Origin of the sequence: Hamadaea sp. NPDC050747, assembly GCF_040654195.1 — a bacterium.
GTDB lineage: Bacteria > Actinomycetota > Actinomycetes > Mycobacteriales > Micromonosporaceae > Hamadaea.
Genome location: NZ_JBFAHM010000006.1, coordinates 299640 through 314864, shown reverse-complemented (window position 1 = coordinate 314864; position 15225 = coordinate 299640). Strand labels below are relative to the sequence as shown.

At 70.4% G+C, this 15225-nt stretch carries 18 protein-coding genes; 6 read left to right on the top strand and 12 right to left on the bottom strand.

Going from position 1 to position 15225, the window contains the following annotated elements:
• Positions 1-16: 16 nt before the first annotated feature.
• A complete protein-coding gene (locus AB0H43_RS16395) occupies positions 17-913 on the top strand; it encodes an NAD(P)/FAD-dependent oxidoreductase (RefSeq protein WP_360000167.1) in 897 nt (298 codons plus the stop codon).
• On the opposite strand, the gene AB0H43_RS16390 is transcribed toward AB0H43_RS16395, so the two are convergent.
• From AB0H43_RS16390 to AB0H43_RS16370, 5 genes are all read right to left on the bottom strand, one after another.
• A complete protein-coding gene (locus tag AB0H43_RS16390; RefSeq protein ID WP_360000166.1) occupies positions 910-2343 on the bottom strand; it encodes a pyridoxal-dependent decarboxylase in 1434 nt (477 codons plus the stop codon). The genes AB0H43_RS16395 and AB0H43_RS16390 overlap by 4 nt on opposite strands.
• Positions 2340-2882, bottom strand: coding sequence for an XRE family transcriptional regulator (locus AB0H43_RS16385; protein ID WP_360000165.1), 543 nt, complete (start codon positions 2880-2882; stop codon positions 2340-2342). Before AB0H43_RS16385 ends, AB0H43_RS16390 begins: the two co-directional genes overlap by 4 nt.
• A 51-nt stretch (positions 2883-2933) precedes the next feature.
• Complete coding sequence (locus AB0H43_RS16380) at positions 2934-3686, bottom strand: polyprenol monophosphomannose synthase (RefSeq protein WP_360000164.1); 753 nt, start codon at positions 3684-3686, stop codon at positions 2934-2936.
• Positions 3687-3811: 125 nt separating this feature from the next.
• Complete coding sequence (locus tag AB0H43_RS16375) at positions 3812-4951, bottom strand: cellulose binding domain-containing protein (RefSeq protein WP_360000163.1); 1140 nt, start codon at positions 4949-4951, stop codon at positions 3812-3814.
• Positions 4952-5072: 121 nt separating this feature from the next.
• Positions 5073-5522 (bottom strand): DUF6098 family protein, encoded by a 450-nt coding sequence (locus tag AB0H43_RS16370; protein ID WP_360000162.1) that lies wholly within the window; start codon positions 5520-5522, stop codon positions 5073-5075.
• A 204-nt stretch (positions 5523-5726) separates the two neighbouring features.
• Here AB0H43_RS16370 and AB0H43_RS16365 point away from each other — a divergent pair, with 204 nt between their 5' ends.
• Positions 5727-7259 carry a Re/Si-specific NAD(P)(+) transhydrogenase subunit alpha gene (locus AB0H43_RS16365; RefSeq protein WP_360000161.1) on the top strand — a complete coding sequence of 511 codons (1533 nt, stop codon included), beginning with the start codon at positions 5727-5729 and terminating at the stop codon, positions 7257-7259.
• Positions 7260-7264: 5 nt separating this feature from the next.
• On the top strand, positions 7265-8704 hold the full coding sequence (pntB, locus tag AB0H43_RS16360) for a Re/Si-specific NAD(P)(+) transhydrogenase subunit beta (protein WP_360000160.1): 1440 nt from the start codon (positions 7265-7267) through the stop codon (positions 8702-8704).
• A gap of 1 nt (position 8705) precedes the next feature.
• On the opposite strand, the gene AB0H43_RS16355 is transcribed toward pntB, so the two are convergent.
• The 5 genes from AB0H43_RS16355 to AB0H43_RS16335 all read right to left on the bottom strand — a co-directional run bounded on the left by AB0H43_RS16355 (position 8706) and on the right by AB0H43_RS16335 (position 11821).
• Positions 8706-9212, bottom strand: coding sequence for an NUDIX domain-containing protein (locus AB0H43_RS16355; RefSeq protein WP_360000159.1), 507 nt, complete (start codon positions 9210-9212; stop codon positions 8706-8708).
• 63 nt (positions 9213-9275) lie between these two features.
• Positions 9276-9482 (bottom strand): hypothetical protein, encoded by a 207-nt coding sequence (locus AB0H43_RS16350; RefSeq protein ID WP_253752733.1) that lies wholly within the window; start codon positions 9480-9482, stop codon positions 9276-9278.
• A 107-nt stretch (positions 9483-9589) separates the two neighbouring features.
• Complete coding sequence (locus tag AB0H43_RS16345) at positions 9590-10849, bottom strand: amidohydrolase family protein (protein ID WP_360000158.1); 1260 nt, start codon at positions 10847-10849, stop codon at positions 9590-9592.
• Positions 10850-11059: 210 nt separating this feature from the next.
• On the bottom strand, positions 11060-11440 hold the full coding sequence (locus AB0H43_RS16340; RefSeq protein ID WP_360000157.1) for a hypothetical protein: 381 nt from the start codon (positions 11438-11440) through the stop codon (positions 11060-11062).
• An 18-nt stretch (positions 11441-11458) separates the two neighbouring features.
• The gene (locus tag AB0H43_RS16335) at positions 11459-11821 is read right to left on the bottom strand and encodes a YchJ family metal-binding protein (protein ID WP_360000156.1); all 363 of its coding nucleotides are present in this window, start codon (positions 11819-11821) and stop codon (positions 11459-11461) included.
• Between the two features lie 50 nt (positions 11822-11871).
• On the opposite strand from AB0H43_RS16335, the gene AB0H43_RS16330 reads away from it, so the two are divergent.
• Positions 11872-12810 carry a Ku protein gene (locus AB0H43_RS16330; protein ID WP_360000155.1) on the top strand — a complete coding sequence of 313 codons (939 nt, stop codon included), beginning with the start codon at positions 11872-11874 and terminating at the stop codon, positions 12808-12810.
• On the opposite strand, the gene AB0H43_RS16325 is transcribed toward AB0H43_RS16330, so the two are convergent.
• On the bottom strand, positions 12807-13532 hold the full coding sequence (locus tag AB0H43_RS16325) for a nucleotidyltransferase domain-containing protein (RefSeq protein WP_360000154.1): 726 nt from the start codon (positions 13530-13532) through the stop codon (positions 12807-12809). The genes AB0H43_RS16330 and AB0H43_RS16325 overlap by 4 nt on opposite strands.
• A 14-nt stretch (positions 13533-13546) precedes the next feature.
• Positions 13547-14008 (bottom strand): methylated-DNA--[protein]-cysteine S-methyltransferase, encoded by a 462-nt coding sequence (locus tag AB0H43_RS16320; RefSeq protein WP_360000153.1) that lies wholly within the window; start codon positions 14006-14008, stop codon positions 13547-13549.
• A 135-nt stretch (positions 14009-14143) separates the two neighbouring features.
• Here AB0H43_RS16320 and AB0H43_RS16315 point away from each other — a divergent pair, with 135 nt between their 5' ends.
• Together AB0H43_RS16315 and AB0H43_RS16310 are read left to right on the top strand one after the other, a co-directional pair.
• Positions 14144-14848 carry a hypothetical protein gene (locus AB0H43_RS16315; protein ID WP_360000152.1) on the top strand — a complete coding sequence of 235 codons (705 nt, stop codon included), beginning with the start codon at positions 14144-14146 and terminating at the stop codon, positions 14846-14848.
• Positions 14849-14895: 47 nt separating this feature from the next.
• Positions 14896-15216, top strand: a complete 321-nt coding sequence (locus tag AB0H43_RS16310) for a hypothetical protein (RefSeq protein ID WP_360000151.1) — start codon at positions 14896-14898, stop codon at positions 15214-15216.
• Positions 15217-15225 lie beyond the last annotated feature (9 nt).

The window sequence follows — 15225 nt, the reverse complement described above, 5'->3', positions numbered from 1 at the left end:
CGCGGAGGTGAGCGCGATGGACGCGTACGACGTGGTGGTGATCGGAGGCGGCGCGGCGGGGCTGAACGCCGCCCTGGTGCTGGGCCGGGCCCGTCGCCGGGTGGCGGTGGTGGACGCGGGCGAGCCCCGCAACGCACCCGCCGCCCACATGCAGGGGTTCCTCTCCCGGGACGGGATGCCCCCGGCCGAGCTGCTGGCGGTGGGCCGGGCGGAGGTCACCCGGTACGGCGGGGTCATCGTCGCCGGCCGGGTGACCGCGATCGAACCGGGCTTCACCGTCCGGCTCGCCGACGGCTCGGCCTTGAGCGCGCGACGGATCCTGGTCGCGACGGGGCTGCGAGACGACCTGCCGGAGCTGCCCGGACTGGCCGAACTCTGGGGCCGGGACGTTCTGCACTGCCCCTACTGCCACGGCTGGGAGGTACGCGATCAGGCGATCGGCGTACTCGGGACCGACGAGCGCGCGGTGCACCAGGCGTTGCTGGTCAAGCAGTGGAGCGACGACGTGGTGCTCTTCGCCCACGCGTACGCCCCGACGGCCGAGGACCGGCGGAAGCTCGACGCCCGCAAGGTGCCCGTCGTCGAGGGACCGGCCGCCGGTCTCGTCACCGAAGACGGCCGGCTCCGGGGCGTACGGCTCGGCAGCGGCCGGATCGTCGAGCGGTCGGCGTTGTTCGTCGCACCCCGGTTCGTGCCGATCGACGAGCTGCTGCGCGACCTCGGCTGCGTGGTCGAGAACGGACTGGTCAAGGTGGACGCCTTCGGGCGTACCAGTGTGGACGGCGTGTGGGCCGCCGGGAACGTGGTCCTGCCGATGGCGTCGGTCGTGATGGCGGCCGCCGCCGGAGCCGCGGCCGCCATGGTCGTCAACGGCGATCTGGTGGACGCGGACGTCCGGGCGGCGCTGGGCTAGATCCCGGCGCGCGCGGCGCGGACGGCGTCGACGACGGCTTCGGCGTCGGCGCTGCCCATCCGGGGGTTGACCACGCAGGCCCGCAAGGCGAAGACCCCGTTCACCGTCGTTCCGGCGAGGAAGGCCCGCCCGGTGCGGTTCAGTTCGGTCAGCACCGCGCGGTTCTCCTCGTCGGTCAGCCCGGCGTACCGGAAGCAGACCACGCTCAACCCGTGGGCGAGCAGCTCCAGGCCGGGCTCGGCGGCCACCGCGGCGGCGAGCCGCCCGGCGACCGCGAGATCCCGGGCGATCAGCCGCCGGTAGCCGTCGAGGCCGAGGTGTCGAAGTTGCGCCCAGATCTTGAGCGCCCGGAACGGGCGGGTCTGCTCGAAGCCGAACTCGCTGAACCAAGGCTCGTCGTCGGTTCGCAGGTAGGGCGGGACGAGGCTGAACGCGTCCCGGGCGAGCTGGCGGTCCTTCAGGAGCACGAGGCCCGCGTCGACCGGGGCGTACAGCCACTTGTGCGGATCGAGGGCGATGCTGTCCACCGCGGACAACGCTGCCTTGACCGGGGCGTACTCGTCGAGGAGCAGGACCGCCGGGCCGCCGTAGGAACCGTCGACGTGCAGCCAGACGTCGTGGTCCGCGCAGACCTCGGCGATCTCGGCCAGCGGATCGATCGCTCCGGTGTTGACCGTCCCGGCACTCGCCATCACGGCGACCGGCACGGCACCCGCCGCTCGGTCCGCCACGATCTCCCGCCGCAGCAGATCCGGGCGCAGGCGGTGGCCGGCGTCGGCCGGGATGAGCCGGACGTTCGCCGACCCGATGCCGAGCAGTTCGGCCGCCTTCCGGGCGGATCCGTGCCCTTCCGTCCCGAGGTAGACGACGAATCTCCGCCCGGCCAGGCCGTCGCGGCGGACGTCGATCCCGTGCCGCTCGGCCGCGCGATGGCGGGCGACCGCGAACGCCGTGAGGGTGGCCATGGAACCGCCGCTGACCAGCAGGCCGGTGCCCGTCTCGGGAAACCCCGCGAGGTCACGGAACACCCGGACGACCTCGTGCTCGACGTGGACCGCCGCGTGATCGCCCCCGGCGACGCTCGGGTTCAGCGCGGCGGCCAGTGCCTCGGCGTACGCCCCGAGGACGTGCGGGGGAGAGTTCACCCAGGCCGCGTACCGGGGATGACCGTTGCCGAACGGGTACGCCAGGACGTGCCGGCCGATGTCGGCGAGCACCTCGTCCACGTCGACCGGGCCCCCGTCGGCCGGTGGCACGGTGGACGCGTACGGCTGCCAGACCGGTTTCTGTGACACCGTGGTCAGGTGGTCCGCGACGAGGTCGGCGACCCGGTGGCCGATGCGGCGTACCTCGTCGGCGTCCCACTCCCAGGCGGGCGCGATCGGCTCGTTCGGCGCGAGCGGCGCGTTCGGAAGGTTCGGCTCGCTCATCGCAGGTCCATGACCAGGTAGTAGACGCACGGCTCGACGCCGGGATTGGCGAACCCGTGATGGCAGTCGCCGGCGTAGTAGACGCTGTCCCCAGCGTCCAACTCGGTGACCTCGTCGTCGAGCGACAGGCGCAGCGTCCCGGCCTCGACCGCCAGATACTCACGGGTGCCGGGCGCGTGCGGGGTGAAGACTCCGGCGTCCACGCCCGCCTCGATGGTCGTGCGCATGAACTCGAACTCGACGCCGGGCACCACCGGGCTGAGGATGCGCCGCTGCCAGCCCTCGGCCTGGGCGACGTCCTGCTTGTCGTGTCGCAGCAAGACCCGGCGCTCGGGCGACTCCGGTCGCAGCAGGCGGGCGACGCTGGTGCCCAACCCGGTCGCGATGCGATCGAGGACGAGCACGGTCGGCGTACGGCTGCCGCGTTCCACTTCGGACAGCATGCTGCGGCTGACGCCGCTGGCGGCGGCCAGCTCGTCCAGGGTCAGGTTGCGGCGGCGGCGTTCGGAGCGCACGCGTACGCCGAGATCGTCGATCATGAAATCCACTATAGCGGAATTCCGCTATAGTGGAACAGGCCTGACGGTTGCTCAGTGCTTGCCGAAGCGCAACTTCCACGGCACGAGCGCGGATTCGAGCTGTACGCCGAGGCTCATCTTCGACGCGCCCTCGACCCGCTCCTCGAACCGGATCGGCACCTCGGCGATCCGCATCCCGCGGCTGACCACGCGATAGTTCATCTCGACCTGGAAGGCGTACCCGTTGCTCTGCACCGACGCGACGTCGATGTCCCGCAGCGTCTGGGCGCGCCAGGCCTTGAACCCGGCGGTGGCGTCCTTGACGTGCAGCCGCAGGATCGTGTTGACGTAGAAGTTCGCCCAGGCCGACAGCGCCTTGCGATGCCATGGCCATTCGCTGGCGGTCGCGCCGCCCGCGACATACCGGGAGCCGAGGACCACGGCGGCGTCGGTGGTCGCCAGCTTCTCGATCATCACCGGGATGGCGGTCACCGGGTGCGACAGGTCGGCGTCCATCTGCACCACGATGTCGGCGCCCTCGTCGAGCGCCCGCGTCATCCCGGCGACGTACGCACGGCCGAGCCCGTCCTTCACCGTGCGGTGCAGGACGCCGACCGGGATCGGGGCCTCGACCGCGAGCTTCTCGGCGACCTCGCCGGTGCCGTCGGGGGAGTTGTCGTCGACGACCAGGACGTGCAGATCGGGCAGTCCCAGACCGGCGAGCAGGCTGACGAGCTTGGGCAGGTTGTCGCGCTCGTTGTACGTCGGCACGACGACAGTGATCTTGGGCGCGCTGGTCATGTCCACCTTCGTCTGGTCGGTCATCGCCGATCTACGGCTCTTTCTCGGACACCCGAGCGTACTATTCGCCCCGCCCGATCAAGTAAAGGTGCAGGTCGGCGGACGTGTCGCCCGGCCGCCGTGCGGCCGGCAGCCGGGCGGTCCCAGCGTCAGGCCGGTGTGCAGGTGACCGTCGGCGCAGAGTTCGCGCTGTTGTTCCAGCTGCCGTTGAAGCCGAACCCGGCGGTGCCGCCGGGTGCGACGGAGCCGTTGTAGCTCACGTTCTTCACCGTCACCGTGCCACCGCTCTGGGTGAATGCCCCATTCCAGAGTTGCGTCACGATTTGGCCGTTCGGGAACACCAGCACGACCGTCCATCCGGTGAGGGCGACGGTCCCGGTGTTCGCGACGGTGACCTCGGCGCCGAAGCCGCCGGGCCACTGACTGGACACGCGGTAGGTCGCGGTGCACTTCTTCCCACTCGACGTGGTCGGCGAAACACTGGCCGGCGGCGAGGTGCTCGCCGACGGTGACGTGCTCGCGGAAGGCGAGGCGGTGGCCGAAGCCGTCGTGCTCGCCGACGGCGACGTCGCGCCGCCCAGCTGGGCGATCAGCGGCGGATACCACTTGTCGGACATCTTCTGGTCGCCGGCCGCGTTCGGGTGGACGCCGTCGTAGGTGTCGGTCGCGGTGGAGAAGCCGGTCCACTGGTCGACGACGACGATCGGCGACTGGGCCGTCGTCTTCCCGGCCGCCCAGGCCGGAATCGCGGCGTTGAAGTCGATCGCCCGCTGAGCGCACTCGGTGCAGCTCGACGGGTTCATCGGGATGATCTTCGCGACCAGGATGCGCATCGAGGCCTTGCTCGCCCGCATCTGGTCGACGAGGGTGCTGAACGCGGCCAGGATGGTGGCCGGCGGGATGTTGCTCCAGACGTCGTTGGTGCCGAGGTGCATCAGGACGACGTCCGGCTGGGTAGCGCCGAGCCAGCCGGGGAGCAGACTCTGGTTGGCGATGTTGGTGGCGAGATAGCCGCCGTGCCCTTCGTTGTCCCCGTCGTACGCCACTCCGCAGCCTTGTGGCGGCAGCGTCCCGACGAAGTCGACGTTGGTGTACCCGGTGGACTGCAGGCGATTCCACAACAGCGCCCGCCAGCAGCCGGGCGAACCGGTGATGGAGTCGCCCAGCGGCATGACGCGTACCGGGGTGGCGGCCTGGGAGACGGCCGGATGCAGCAGCATCGCGGCGAGAAGCGCGACGAGCGCGGCCAGCGCGGCGGCGACGGCCGCGCGGGGAGCGGGTCGGGACATGGGGGTCCTTTCGCAGGGCACGCAGGGGCAGCCCGCTGCCCATGCGGTCGCACCTGCGGGACAGGTGTCGTCGGCGACGCCTCAACCCGCTCCACTGAGGAGGTATCGCCGGAGGTTGATGTTAGTCGTCCCCGCTCCGCCGGTCCAGCGGCCCCCAGTCGGCGTCGCCGGCCGAATCGACCAGGCGCTCTGCCTCGTCGAGCACCCTCCCGGCCACCCAACCGACCGGTTCGCGGCACAGCACCAGTGGCTCGTTGTCCGGACCCCGGCCGGTCTGCTCGCCGCGCAGGACCCAGGGGCGTACGCCGGGACCCCGGGTCTGTTCGAGGTGGCTGTAGTCGTGCAGCCGCCGGGCCACCCAGAAGCGCCTCGACCGGTCGCCCCACCAGGGTTCGACTGCCAGCGGATTGGCCGACAGGCCGGGCAGCGAGGCGCCGGTCAGGTCGTCGTGGCTGGCCTGTGCCCGGTCGGCGTGCGGACCGCGGGACCACCGGACGAACAGATCGTCACCGGACTCGCCGACCAGACGGGCCAGCCGGTCCAGGCTCTCGATCACGGGCAGTTCGGCCATGCGGTGCTGATCCCCGCCGTAGCCGGATCTATGCGGGCCGTGTGGGCAATTTCACGACGGCCGACCCCGGCCTGCTAGCCGCCTGAGCTGCGTGTTCTCAGGCCGTGGACCTTGGCCCGACCCGCTTCACGATCGAGCGTGATTGACCTAACCTGTTGTAACTTTCGCGGAAGCGTCACCTTCGCGTGACAGACGGGAGCGGACATGGGTCAACGGCTCGGTGTGGTGGCGGAGGCGGACGCCGGGGAAACCCGGGTCGCCGCGACGCCGGCGACTGTGCGCCAGCTCGTGGGTCTCGGGTACGAGGTCATGGTCGAGGCCGGAGCGGGCGCGCGCGCCAGCTTCCCCGACGACGCGTACGCCGAAGCCGGCGCCAAGATCGGCAGTCATGACGACTGCTGGCAGTCCGACATCGTGGTGAAGGTGAACGCGCCGTCCGAGACGGAGATCGCCGAACTGCGCGACGGGGCTACGCTGATCGGCCTGCTCAGCCCGGCATTGCGGCCGGAGCTGGTGGAGGCGCTCGCGGCGCGGCCGGTGACGGCGCTGGCGATGGACGCGGTGCCGCGTATCTCGCGAGCGCAGTCCATGGACGTGCTCAGCTCGATGGCCAACATCGCCGGCTACCGCGCGGTCGTCGAGGCCGCGCACGCCTTCGGCCGGTTCTTCGCCGGGCAGGTGACCGCCGCCGGCAAGGTTCCGCCCGCGAAAGTCCTCGTGGCCGGCGCCGGAGTCGCCGGCCTCGCTGCGATCGGGGCCGCGAAGAGCCTCGGCGCGATCGTCCGCGCGACCGACCCCCGGCCGGAGGTCGCCGAGCAGGTCCGGTCGCTGGGCGGCGAATTCCTCGAGGTCACGGTCGACCAGGAGGTCAGTTCGGACGGGTACGCCAAGGCGACCTCGGCCGACTACGACCGCCGCGCCGCCGAGATCTACGCCGAGCAGGCCGCCGAGGTCGACATCGTCATCACCACCGCCCTCATCCCGGGCCGGCCCGCACCGAAGCTGCTCACCGAGGAGCACGTCGCGAGCATGAAGCCGGGCAGCGTCGTCGTCGACATGGCGGCGGCGCAGGGCGGCAACGTCGCCGGGTCGAAGGCGGGCGAGGTCGTCGTCACCGAGAACGGTGTGACGATCATCGGCTACACCGACCTGCCGGGGCGGCTGCCCGCGCAGGCCTCCCAGCTGTACGGGACCAACCTCGTCAACCTGCTGAAGCTGGTGACTCCCGGCAAGGACGGCCAGTTCACCCTCGACTTCGACGACGTCGTACAGCGGAACATGACGGTCGTGCGGAACGGCGAGAAGCTGTGGCCGCCGCCCCCCGTACAGGTGTCGGCGGCCCCGGTCGCCGCCCCGGTCGCCCAGGTGGCGGCGCCGGTGAAGAAGCCCGTCTCGACCGGCCGGCTCTACACCCTCGTCGGTGTCGCGGCGGCCGCGTTGTTCTTGGTGACCGCGTTCGCGCCGAACCAGCTCATCGGCAACTTCACCGTCTTCTCGCTCGCCGTGGTCATCGGGTACTACGTCGTCGGCAAGGTCCACCACGCGCTGCACACCCCGCTGATGTCGGTCACGAACGCGATCTCGGGCATCATCGTCGTCGGCGCGCTGCTCCAGATCGGTCAGGGTGACGCCGTCGTCACCGGGCTGTCGTTCGTCGCCGTCCTGCTGGCCAGCGTCAACATCCTCGGCGGCTTCGCCGTCACCCGGCGCATGCTGAGCATGTTCTCGAAGGGCTGATCGAGATGAGTGCTGTCACCGCCGCGCAGGCGGCGTACATCGTCGCCGCGCTGCTCTTCGTGCTGAGCCTGGCCGGCCTGTCCAAGCACGAGACGTCGCGCAACGGCGTCGCGTTCGGCATCGCCGGGATGACCATCGCACTGGTCGCCACCATCGGGCTCGCCTCCCGCAGCATCAGCGCCATGGGCGTTGCCCTGCTGGCGATCGCCCTGCTGGTCGGCGGCGGTCTCGGCATCTGGCGGGCCCGGGTCGTCGAGATGACCGGCATGCCGGAGCTGATCGCCGTCATGCACAGCTTCGTCGGCCTGGCCGCCGTCCTCGTCGGCTGGAACGGCTACCTCGAACACAACGAGATGACCGGCGCGCTGTTGCGCATCCACCACGGTGAGGTCTTCATCGGGGTGTTCATCGGCGCGGTCACCTTCACCGGATCGATCGTGGCGTACCTCAAGCTGTCGGCTCGCATCAAGTCCGCGCCGCTCATGCTGCCCGGCCGCAACGTGCTCAATCTCGGCGCGCTGGTGGCGTTCGCGGTGCTCACCGTCTTCTTCGTGGTACGCCCGAACGTGTGGCTGCTGACCGCGGTGACCGTCCTCGCGCTCGCGCTCGGCTGGCACCTCGTCGCCTCCATCGGCGGCGGGGACATGCCGGTGGTGGTCTCGATGCTGAACAGCTACTCCGGCTGGGCCGCGGCCGCCTCGGGGTTCCTGCTCAACAACAACCTCCTGATCGTGACCGGGGCGCTGGTGGGCTCGTCGGGTGCGTACCTGTCCTACATCATGTGCCAGGCGATGAACCGGTCGTTCATCTCGGTCATCGCGGGTGGCTTCGGTGTCGAGGCGGCCACCGGCGGCGACGAGGATCTGGGCGAGCACCGCGAGACGAACGCCGAGGAGGTCGCCGAACTGCTGCGCAACGCGACCTCGGTGGTCATCACCCCCGGGTACGGCATGGCCGTGGCCCAGGCGCAGTATCCGATCGCCGAGCTGACCCGGATTCTGCGGGCGCACGGCGTCGAGGTGCGCTTCGGCATCCACCCGGTCGCCGGCCGCCTGCCCGGCCACATGAACGTGCTGCTCGCCGAGGCCCATGTGCCGTACGACATCGTGCTGGAGATGGACGAGATCAACGACGACCTCGCCGACACCTCGGTGGTCCTCGTGATCGGCGCGAACGACACGGTCAACCCGGCCGCGGCCGACCCGGGCAGCCCGATCGCGGGCATGCCGGTGCTGCGTGTGTGGGAGGCGGCCAACGTCGTCGTCTTCAAGCGCTCGATGGCCACCGGGTACGCGGGCGTGCAGAACCCGCTGTTCTTCCGGGACAACACGCAGATGCTGTTCGGTGACGCCAAGCAGCGGGTCGACGACATCCTGCGGGCGCTCGCCCCGTCGGTCGGCGGTCAGCGGGAACCCGCCGACGCGGTACCCGCCGGGGCGCGCTGACCTACAACGAATGCGGCAGGGCGAGTTCCGCACGGGACTCGCCCTGCTTCGCGTACCAGGCCGGATCGTCGGTGAGGGCGACGTCGACGCGCAGGCGTATCCACGACTCGACGGACGGCAGGTCGTCGGGCCGGAACCAGGCGACGGCGAGTGATTCGTCATCGTTGACGCGGGCCTGGCCGCCGACGGCCCGGCAGCGGAACCACACGTTGAGGTATTCGCACTGATCGCCGTTGGGGTAGACGACCGGGTGCATCGCGACGCCGGCGAGGCGTTCCACGACCACTTCGACGCCGGTCTCCTCGAAGACCTCGCGGACGATCGCGTCGGCGGGCTGCTCGCCCGGATCGATCGCACCGGCCGGCAGGGACCACTGCCCGGAATCGCTGCGCTGCCCGAACAGGATCTCCCCGGCGTCGTTCAGGACGACGGCGCTGACGCTGGGCAACAGGAGGACGTCGTGGCCGACCAGGCCACGCAGGCGGCGGACGTACGGAGACATCGGCATCCGCCGGACAATACCGCAGGCCCCGCCGATCGGCGGGGCCTGCGGTCGGAAGCTATGGGGCCGTCAGTCGGCGAGGGTGACGATCGCCTGCGCCCACTTGAAGTGCTTCTGCTTGGCCAGGTCGCGGACCGTCTTGATGCCGAACGCCTTGTCGAGGTACTCGGCGTCCTCCTTGGTCAGGCCCTCCAGAGCGGTGACGGGGGCGTCGGCGAGCTCCTGCGCGCTCTTGCCCTCCCACTGCTTCATGAGCTTCTTCTCGAGTCCCAGCAAGGGATCTCTCCTTACGTTGTGGTTCACGGGGGCTGGCGGCGAACCGCCGCGACGGATGCTATCGGCCGGGCTGTCCGGTTGCGACAGTGGTGCCGGGACTCCGACAGTCAGGGCGTACGCGCGTCCCGGACGATCTCCCCGTTCTTCATGATCACGACAAGGTTGGCCGGGTCGGCGAGCACGGAAAGATCAGTGAGCGGGTCGCCGTCGACGAGCAGGAGGTCGGCGTACGCACCCGGCTCGATCACACCCAGCGGCCGGGGATAGGGATCGCGCTCGCCCGACAGCGCGAGGAGTTCGGCGTTGCCGGAGGTCGCCATGCGCAGCACTTCGAACGGCGTGAACCAGCGGGACATCTTCGCCAGCTGCGCGCCCTGCCGGGTGGCCAGCTTCGGATCGAACAGGGTGTCGGTTCCCCAGGCGAGGCGTACGCCGTGCCTGCGCGCCAGTTCGTATGCGTTGTCGGTGCCCTGGACCATGGTGAGCTGCTTGGCGCGGTTCACCGGGTCGGCCATCGGGATGGCGTCCTCGTCGTCCAGGAACGGCTGCAGACACCACCAGACTTCCTGGATCGCCATCTGCTCGGCGGTCTCGTCGTCCAGCAGGTGCCCGTGCTCGATGCACCGCACTCCCGCCCGGATCGCCTGCTGCACCGATCGCGGCGTGTACGCGTGCACCATCACGTAGGTGCCCCAGTTCTCGGCCGCGTCCACCGCCGCCCGGAGTTCGTTCTCGGTGTACTGGGTGACATCCAGCGGATCGTGCGGGGAGGCGACGCCGCCGCCCGCCATGAGCTTGAGCTGGCTCGCACCCCGCATCAGCTGTTCCCGGGCGGCTCGCAACACCTCGTCCGCGCCGTCGGCGATCGCCGTCACGCCGGCGGTCTCGATGAAGGTCAGCCCTTGTTTCGGCAGGTCGTGGCTGGTGCGGAAGTCGCCGTGGCCGGACGTCTGACTGATGAAGGCGCCGCTCGGATAGATCCGGGGTCCCGGGAGGAGTCCCTCGTCGATCGCCTGCTTGAGGCCGAAACTCGGGCCACCGGCGTCGCGGACCGTGGTGAACCCGCGCAGCAGCGTACGCTCGGCTTCCCGGCCGGCGGCCAGGTAGATGTAGCCCAGGTCGGCCGTGGCCAGCTGGGTCATCGGCAGGCTCGCCATCATGGCGTGCCAGTGGGCGTCGATCAGGCCCGGCATGAGCACCCGGCCGCCGCCGTCGATCACCGTCCCGGCCGGACCGTTTGCGGCGTCGGCGGCGTCGAGGCCGGTGACCGCGCCGATGAGGCCATCCTCGACGACCACCCGCGCCGGTGCCGACAGGTTCTCCCGCACACCGTCGAAGATCCGGACGTTGTCGAAGATCAGCTGCATGCTGTCGAGTGTCTCGGCCCTTGGCCGATTTGTCCGGCGAATCGGCGAGTTCGGGCCACGGCTGCGGTGTGGATCTCCGGAGCGTCCGATACCTGATCTTGAGGCTGTGAGGTATCCAGACTTCCGGAGATCGTCATGACGGACTACGGACGGAAGACGATCACCGGAAGCCCGGCGGCGACGAGCCCATCGGCCGGGTCGGGCCGGGGGTCAGGACGCGGAAGCCGACGGGGCCGGCTGAGTTGGCGAGGCCGGCTGCGATGGCGGGGCGACCGGCCACTGACGCTGCTGGAACGGCGGCCGGTCGCGGCGCTGACGCTCCCGGTCGGAGCGGTCGTGGCGGTCATGGCGGTCGTCGAACTTCGAGTGGTGCCGGTCGAACCGATCGTGGCGGCCGTCGAGGTGGACGCCGGCGGCGAAGCCGACGCCTAGCCCGATCACGCCGCCGAGCACGAGCCCGGCCAGGCCGATCGCGGCGAACTGGAGCGGACGGTTGGTGGACAACTGCACCCGCCGAGGCGCAGCCTGCGGCTCGGCGGGCGCAGCCGGGGTTTCAGCGGCGGCCGGAGTGGGTTCTTCAGGGGCGGTCATGTCAGAAACCTGTGCCTTCTACCTCAAAGGAAGCTCAGAAAGGTAGAACCATTGTCCGTCTTCGCGGCGAAACTCGCTGTTCTCTTCCAGCACACCGGCGGTGTGGTAGGCCCGGAAGTGCACGGTCGCGGCCGTCTCGAACAGCGATCCGCCGGTCTGCCCGAGGATCTCCAGCCGGGTGTAGCGCGGGCCGCCGGTCAGGTCGAGTCGCCGGGGTCGCGTGCTCGCATGCCACGTACGCAGCAGATATGCGGTGTCGCCCCGGACGAAGGCGGTGAACCGGGACCGCATCAGCAGCTCGGCGGTCGGCGCGTCGGCGTGCTGCCAGCGGCCGCAGCAGTCGGCGTACGCCGGCCCGAGGCCACATGGGCAAGAACTCATGCTGTCATCGTCGCAGCAAACCCCACACAATGGGCTTGGGGGTGATCGATGTGGCGCGCGCCATCTGGACCGGTGTCATCAGCTTCGGCCTGGTCTCCGTCCCGGTCGAGCTGTTCTCGGCGACCAAGGAGCACGAGGTCTCGTTCCACCAGTTCCAGCGGGGCACCAACGACCGGATCCGCTATCTGCGGGTCAACGAGCGGACCGGCGAGGAGGTGCCCTACGGCGACATCGTCAAGGGCGCCGACGTCGGGGAGGGCGAGCATGTCCTGATCGAGAAGAAGGAACTCGACGAGATCGCGCCCGGCCGCTCGAAGATCCTGGACATCCACCAGTTCGTCGACCTGGACGAGATCGATCCGATCTTCTTCCAGAAGACCTACTACCTGGGGCCGGGCAGCGACGAGACGGTCAAGACCTACGCCCTGCTCCGGGACGCCATGGCCGAGACGAACCGGGCGGCGATCGCCACCCTCGTCATGCGCAGCAAGGAGTACCTGGCCGCGATCCGCGTCGACAAGGATCTGCTGGTCCTGGAGACGATGTACTTCGCCGACGAGGTCCGCGACCCGGCCGAGGTGATCGAGCGGATGCCCGGAAAGGTCCGCAGCACGTCGCAGGAGCTGCGGATGGCGGGTCAGCTGATCGACTCGATGACCGACGAGTGGCGGGCGAGCGACTTCCGCGACACGTACACCGATCGGGTGAAAGATCTCGTCGAGGCCAAGCGGGCCGGCGCCGAGGTGGTCACCGAGGCGAAGGCGCCCGAGGCGACCAACGTCATCGACCTCATGGACGCGTTGCGGCGCAGCGTCGAGAAGGCCCGCAAGGAGCGGTCCGCCACGACGGAGGACGAAGAGGTGCCGCTGGCCGACATGAGCAAGGCGGAACTGCTCGAGATCGCCCGTGAGCTGGACATCTCGGGTCGCTCGTCGATGAGCCGCGCGGAGCTGGAGAAGGCGATCGGCAAGTCGCGCAAGGCGGCCTAAGTCAGTCGCTCGATGCCCGCGATCATCAGGTCGCGGGCCAGCTTCGCGCGGGACCCGCGCTCGCGGTCGCTCAGGGCAACCGTCTCGCCTCCGCGCCGCCGGGCGATCTCTTCGCGCAGATCATCTGGTACGCCGAAAGCAGCGAGTCGCTCGATCGCCTCGCGTTTGGTGATCAATCGGTTCTCCGTGAGCGTCGCCTGCACCCGGGCGAGCGTGGTCAGCCCGAGGTCGACGTAGACGTCCTCCCGCCACAGGTGCGGCTTGCGTACCGCCTTCGACCAGTAGCCGGTGAGTTCGCCGAGGGCGGCGGCCCGGAGGGTGGCGTCGTCGACGGGCGGAATCAGGTCGGCCGGAGGCGGGCCGTAGACGGTGATCCCGCCGCGGAGCACTTCGGCGCGGGCGATGCCGCTGATCGTCCGGCGGTACAGCTCGCCGTGCGCCCAGTAGCGGTGCTCGTGGGCTAGGTCTTCGGCCGCCCCCCGCCACAGGTACGCGCAGTGCAGCTTCGTGTCCGGTATGGACAGATGCAGCTCGGTCACCTGGCGGCGCTGCCGCCGGTCGAGATCCTGGTCGATCACGGCGATGACGTCGAGGTCGCTGACGCCGGGGCGGTAGTCCCCGAACGCCAGCGATCCGCCGACGTAGAGTCCGACGACCCCGAGGTCGCGTACGCGGTCGCCGAAGCTCGTCAGGTGCGCCGCCGGTCTGAGCCGATCATCCATACCGGCATGATGTCTCACAGCAGCGTCGGCTGCAGGACGCCCTCCAGCGTCAGCAGCTCCCGCTTGCGGTCCAGGCCACCGGCGTACCCGGTGAGGGAGCCGTCGGCGCCGATGACTCGGTGGCAGGGGCGTACGACGAGCAGCGGGTTCGCCCCGACGGCGGCGGCGACCGCCCGGATCCGGTCCCGGGGTGCCCCGATGCGCTCGGTCAGCTCCCCGTAGCTGATCGTCGCCCCGTACGCGATCTCGTCGAGCGCGGCCCACACCCGTTGCTGGAACTCGGTTCCGGCTGGAGCGAGCGGCAGATCGAACGTCGTCCGCGCCCCCTCGAAGTACGCCGTGAGCTGCCGGACCGCTTCGTCGGGCGGCCCGGCGGCGGGGTCGCCGCCGAAGCCGATCCGGGTCAGCGCGCCCGCCTGGGTGATGATCGTCAGCGGTCCCAGCGGGCTGTCCATCGTGGTCTGTTTCGTGGTCATGCTTCCACGTTATTGCTGCCGAACTTGCTTGGCTGGCGGAATTCGGCCGCGGCGTCGCGCGATGATCACGAGAATTCAGCGGGAGTTATCCACAGGGGGTTCCGGCGAGCCGCAAGGTCGCCTACGGTCGCACGCATGGCGCAGCTCTTCGATATCGACGAAGGCCTCCGGGAAGCGACCGCCGAGGCCCGGCAGCATGCCGCCCGGCTTCGCGATCTGACCTCCGCCGAGGTCGGCGGGGCCGATCCGGCCGGCGCCGTGACGGTGACCGTACGCTCCGACGGTGCGTTCGTCGATGCGCGACTGCACGAAGACTGGCGTAAGCGCAGCGCCGGCGACCTGTCGGCCGCAGTGGCCGCCGCCCTCGGTGTGGCGCAGCAGTCGGCTGCGGACGCGTGGTCCGCGGCGGTCGCGGCTGATCCGCCGGCCCCGCCGGACGTCCGGGAGGACCCTGCGCCGTCCACGGCGGACCGAGCCGATCCGGCCGTGTTCGCTCAGTCGCTGAACAGCCTGCTGCAACAGGTCGAGGACCGGCTTGCCGAGCTGCCGGAGATCGCCGCCCAGGCGGCCACCCGCGTCGTCGAGGCGACCGGGCCGTCCGGCGGGATCACCGCCGTCGCACGGGAGGGCGCGCTGATCCGGCTCGACTGCGACGACCGTTGGCTCGCCGACGCGCCCCGCAGCCGGATCGAGGCCGAGCTGTGCGCGGCGCTGGGGAAGGCGCTGCCGGGCCTGCGCAACCAGGTGGACGACGCGATCCGCGTCGGGCCGGTGGGCGAACTGCTCGACCTGGCCGCCGATCCGGCGGCGCTGTTTCGCAAGCTCGGCCTGACCAGCTGAGCGTCACCGCAACCGACACCAGACTCCAGAGCGCACGAGGAGCGAGTATGCAACCGGACGGGCAGCAGGTGCAGGCCGCCGTCGAGGCCATGCGGGCCGACGCCGCGATGTGGCGCGACATGGCGTCCGAGCTGCGGGGGGCGGCGAGCACGGCCGACGCGCTCGACCTCGGCCGCCGCCAGTTCTCGATGATCGCCGACCAGCTCGGCATGACCGAGCTGTACCAGCAGGTGCAGGAGCGGCTCGTGCAGTTGATCGGGCAGGGCGCCGAGACCTTCGAGGCGACCGCGTCCGCGCTGACCACCGCAGCCGCGGGCTACGAGGCCGACGAGGCCGCCGCCGTGCACCGCCTCCACAACATCTACTGACGCGCTGAG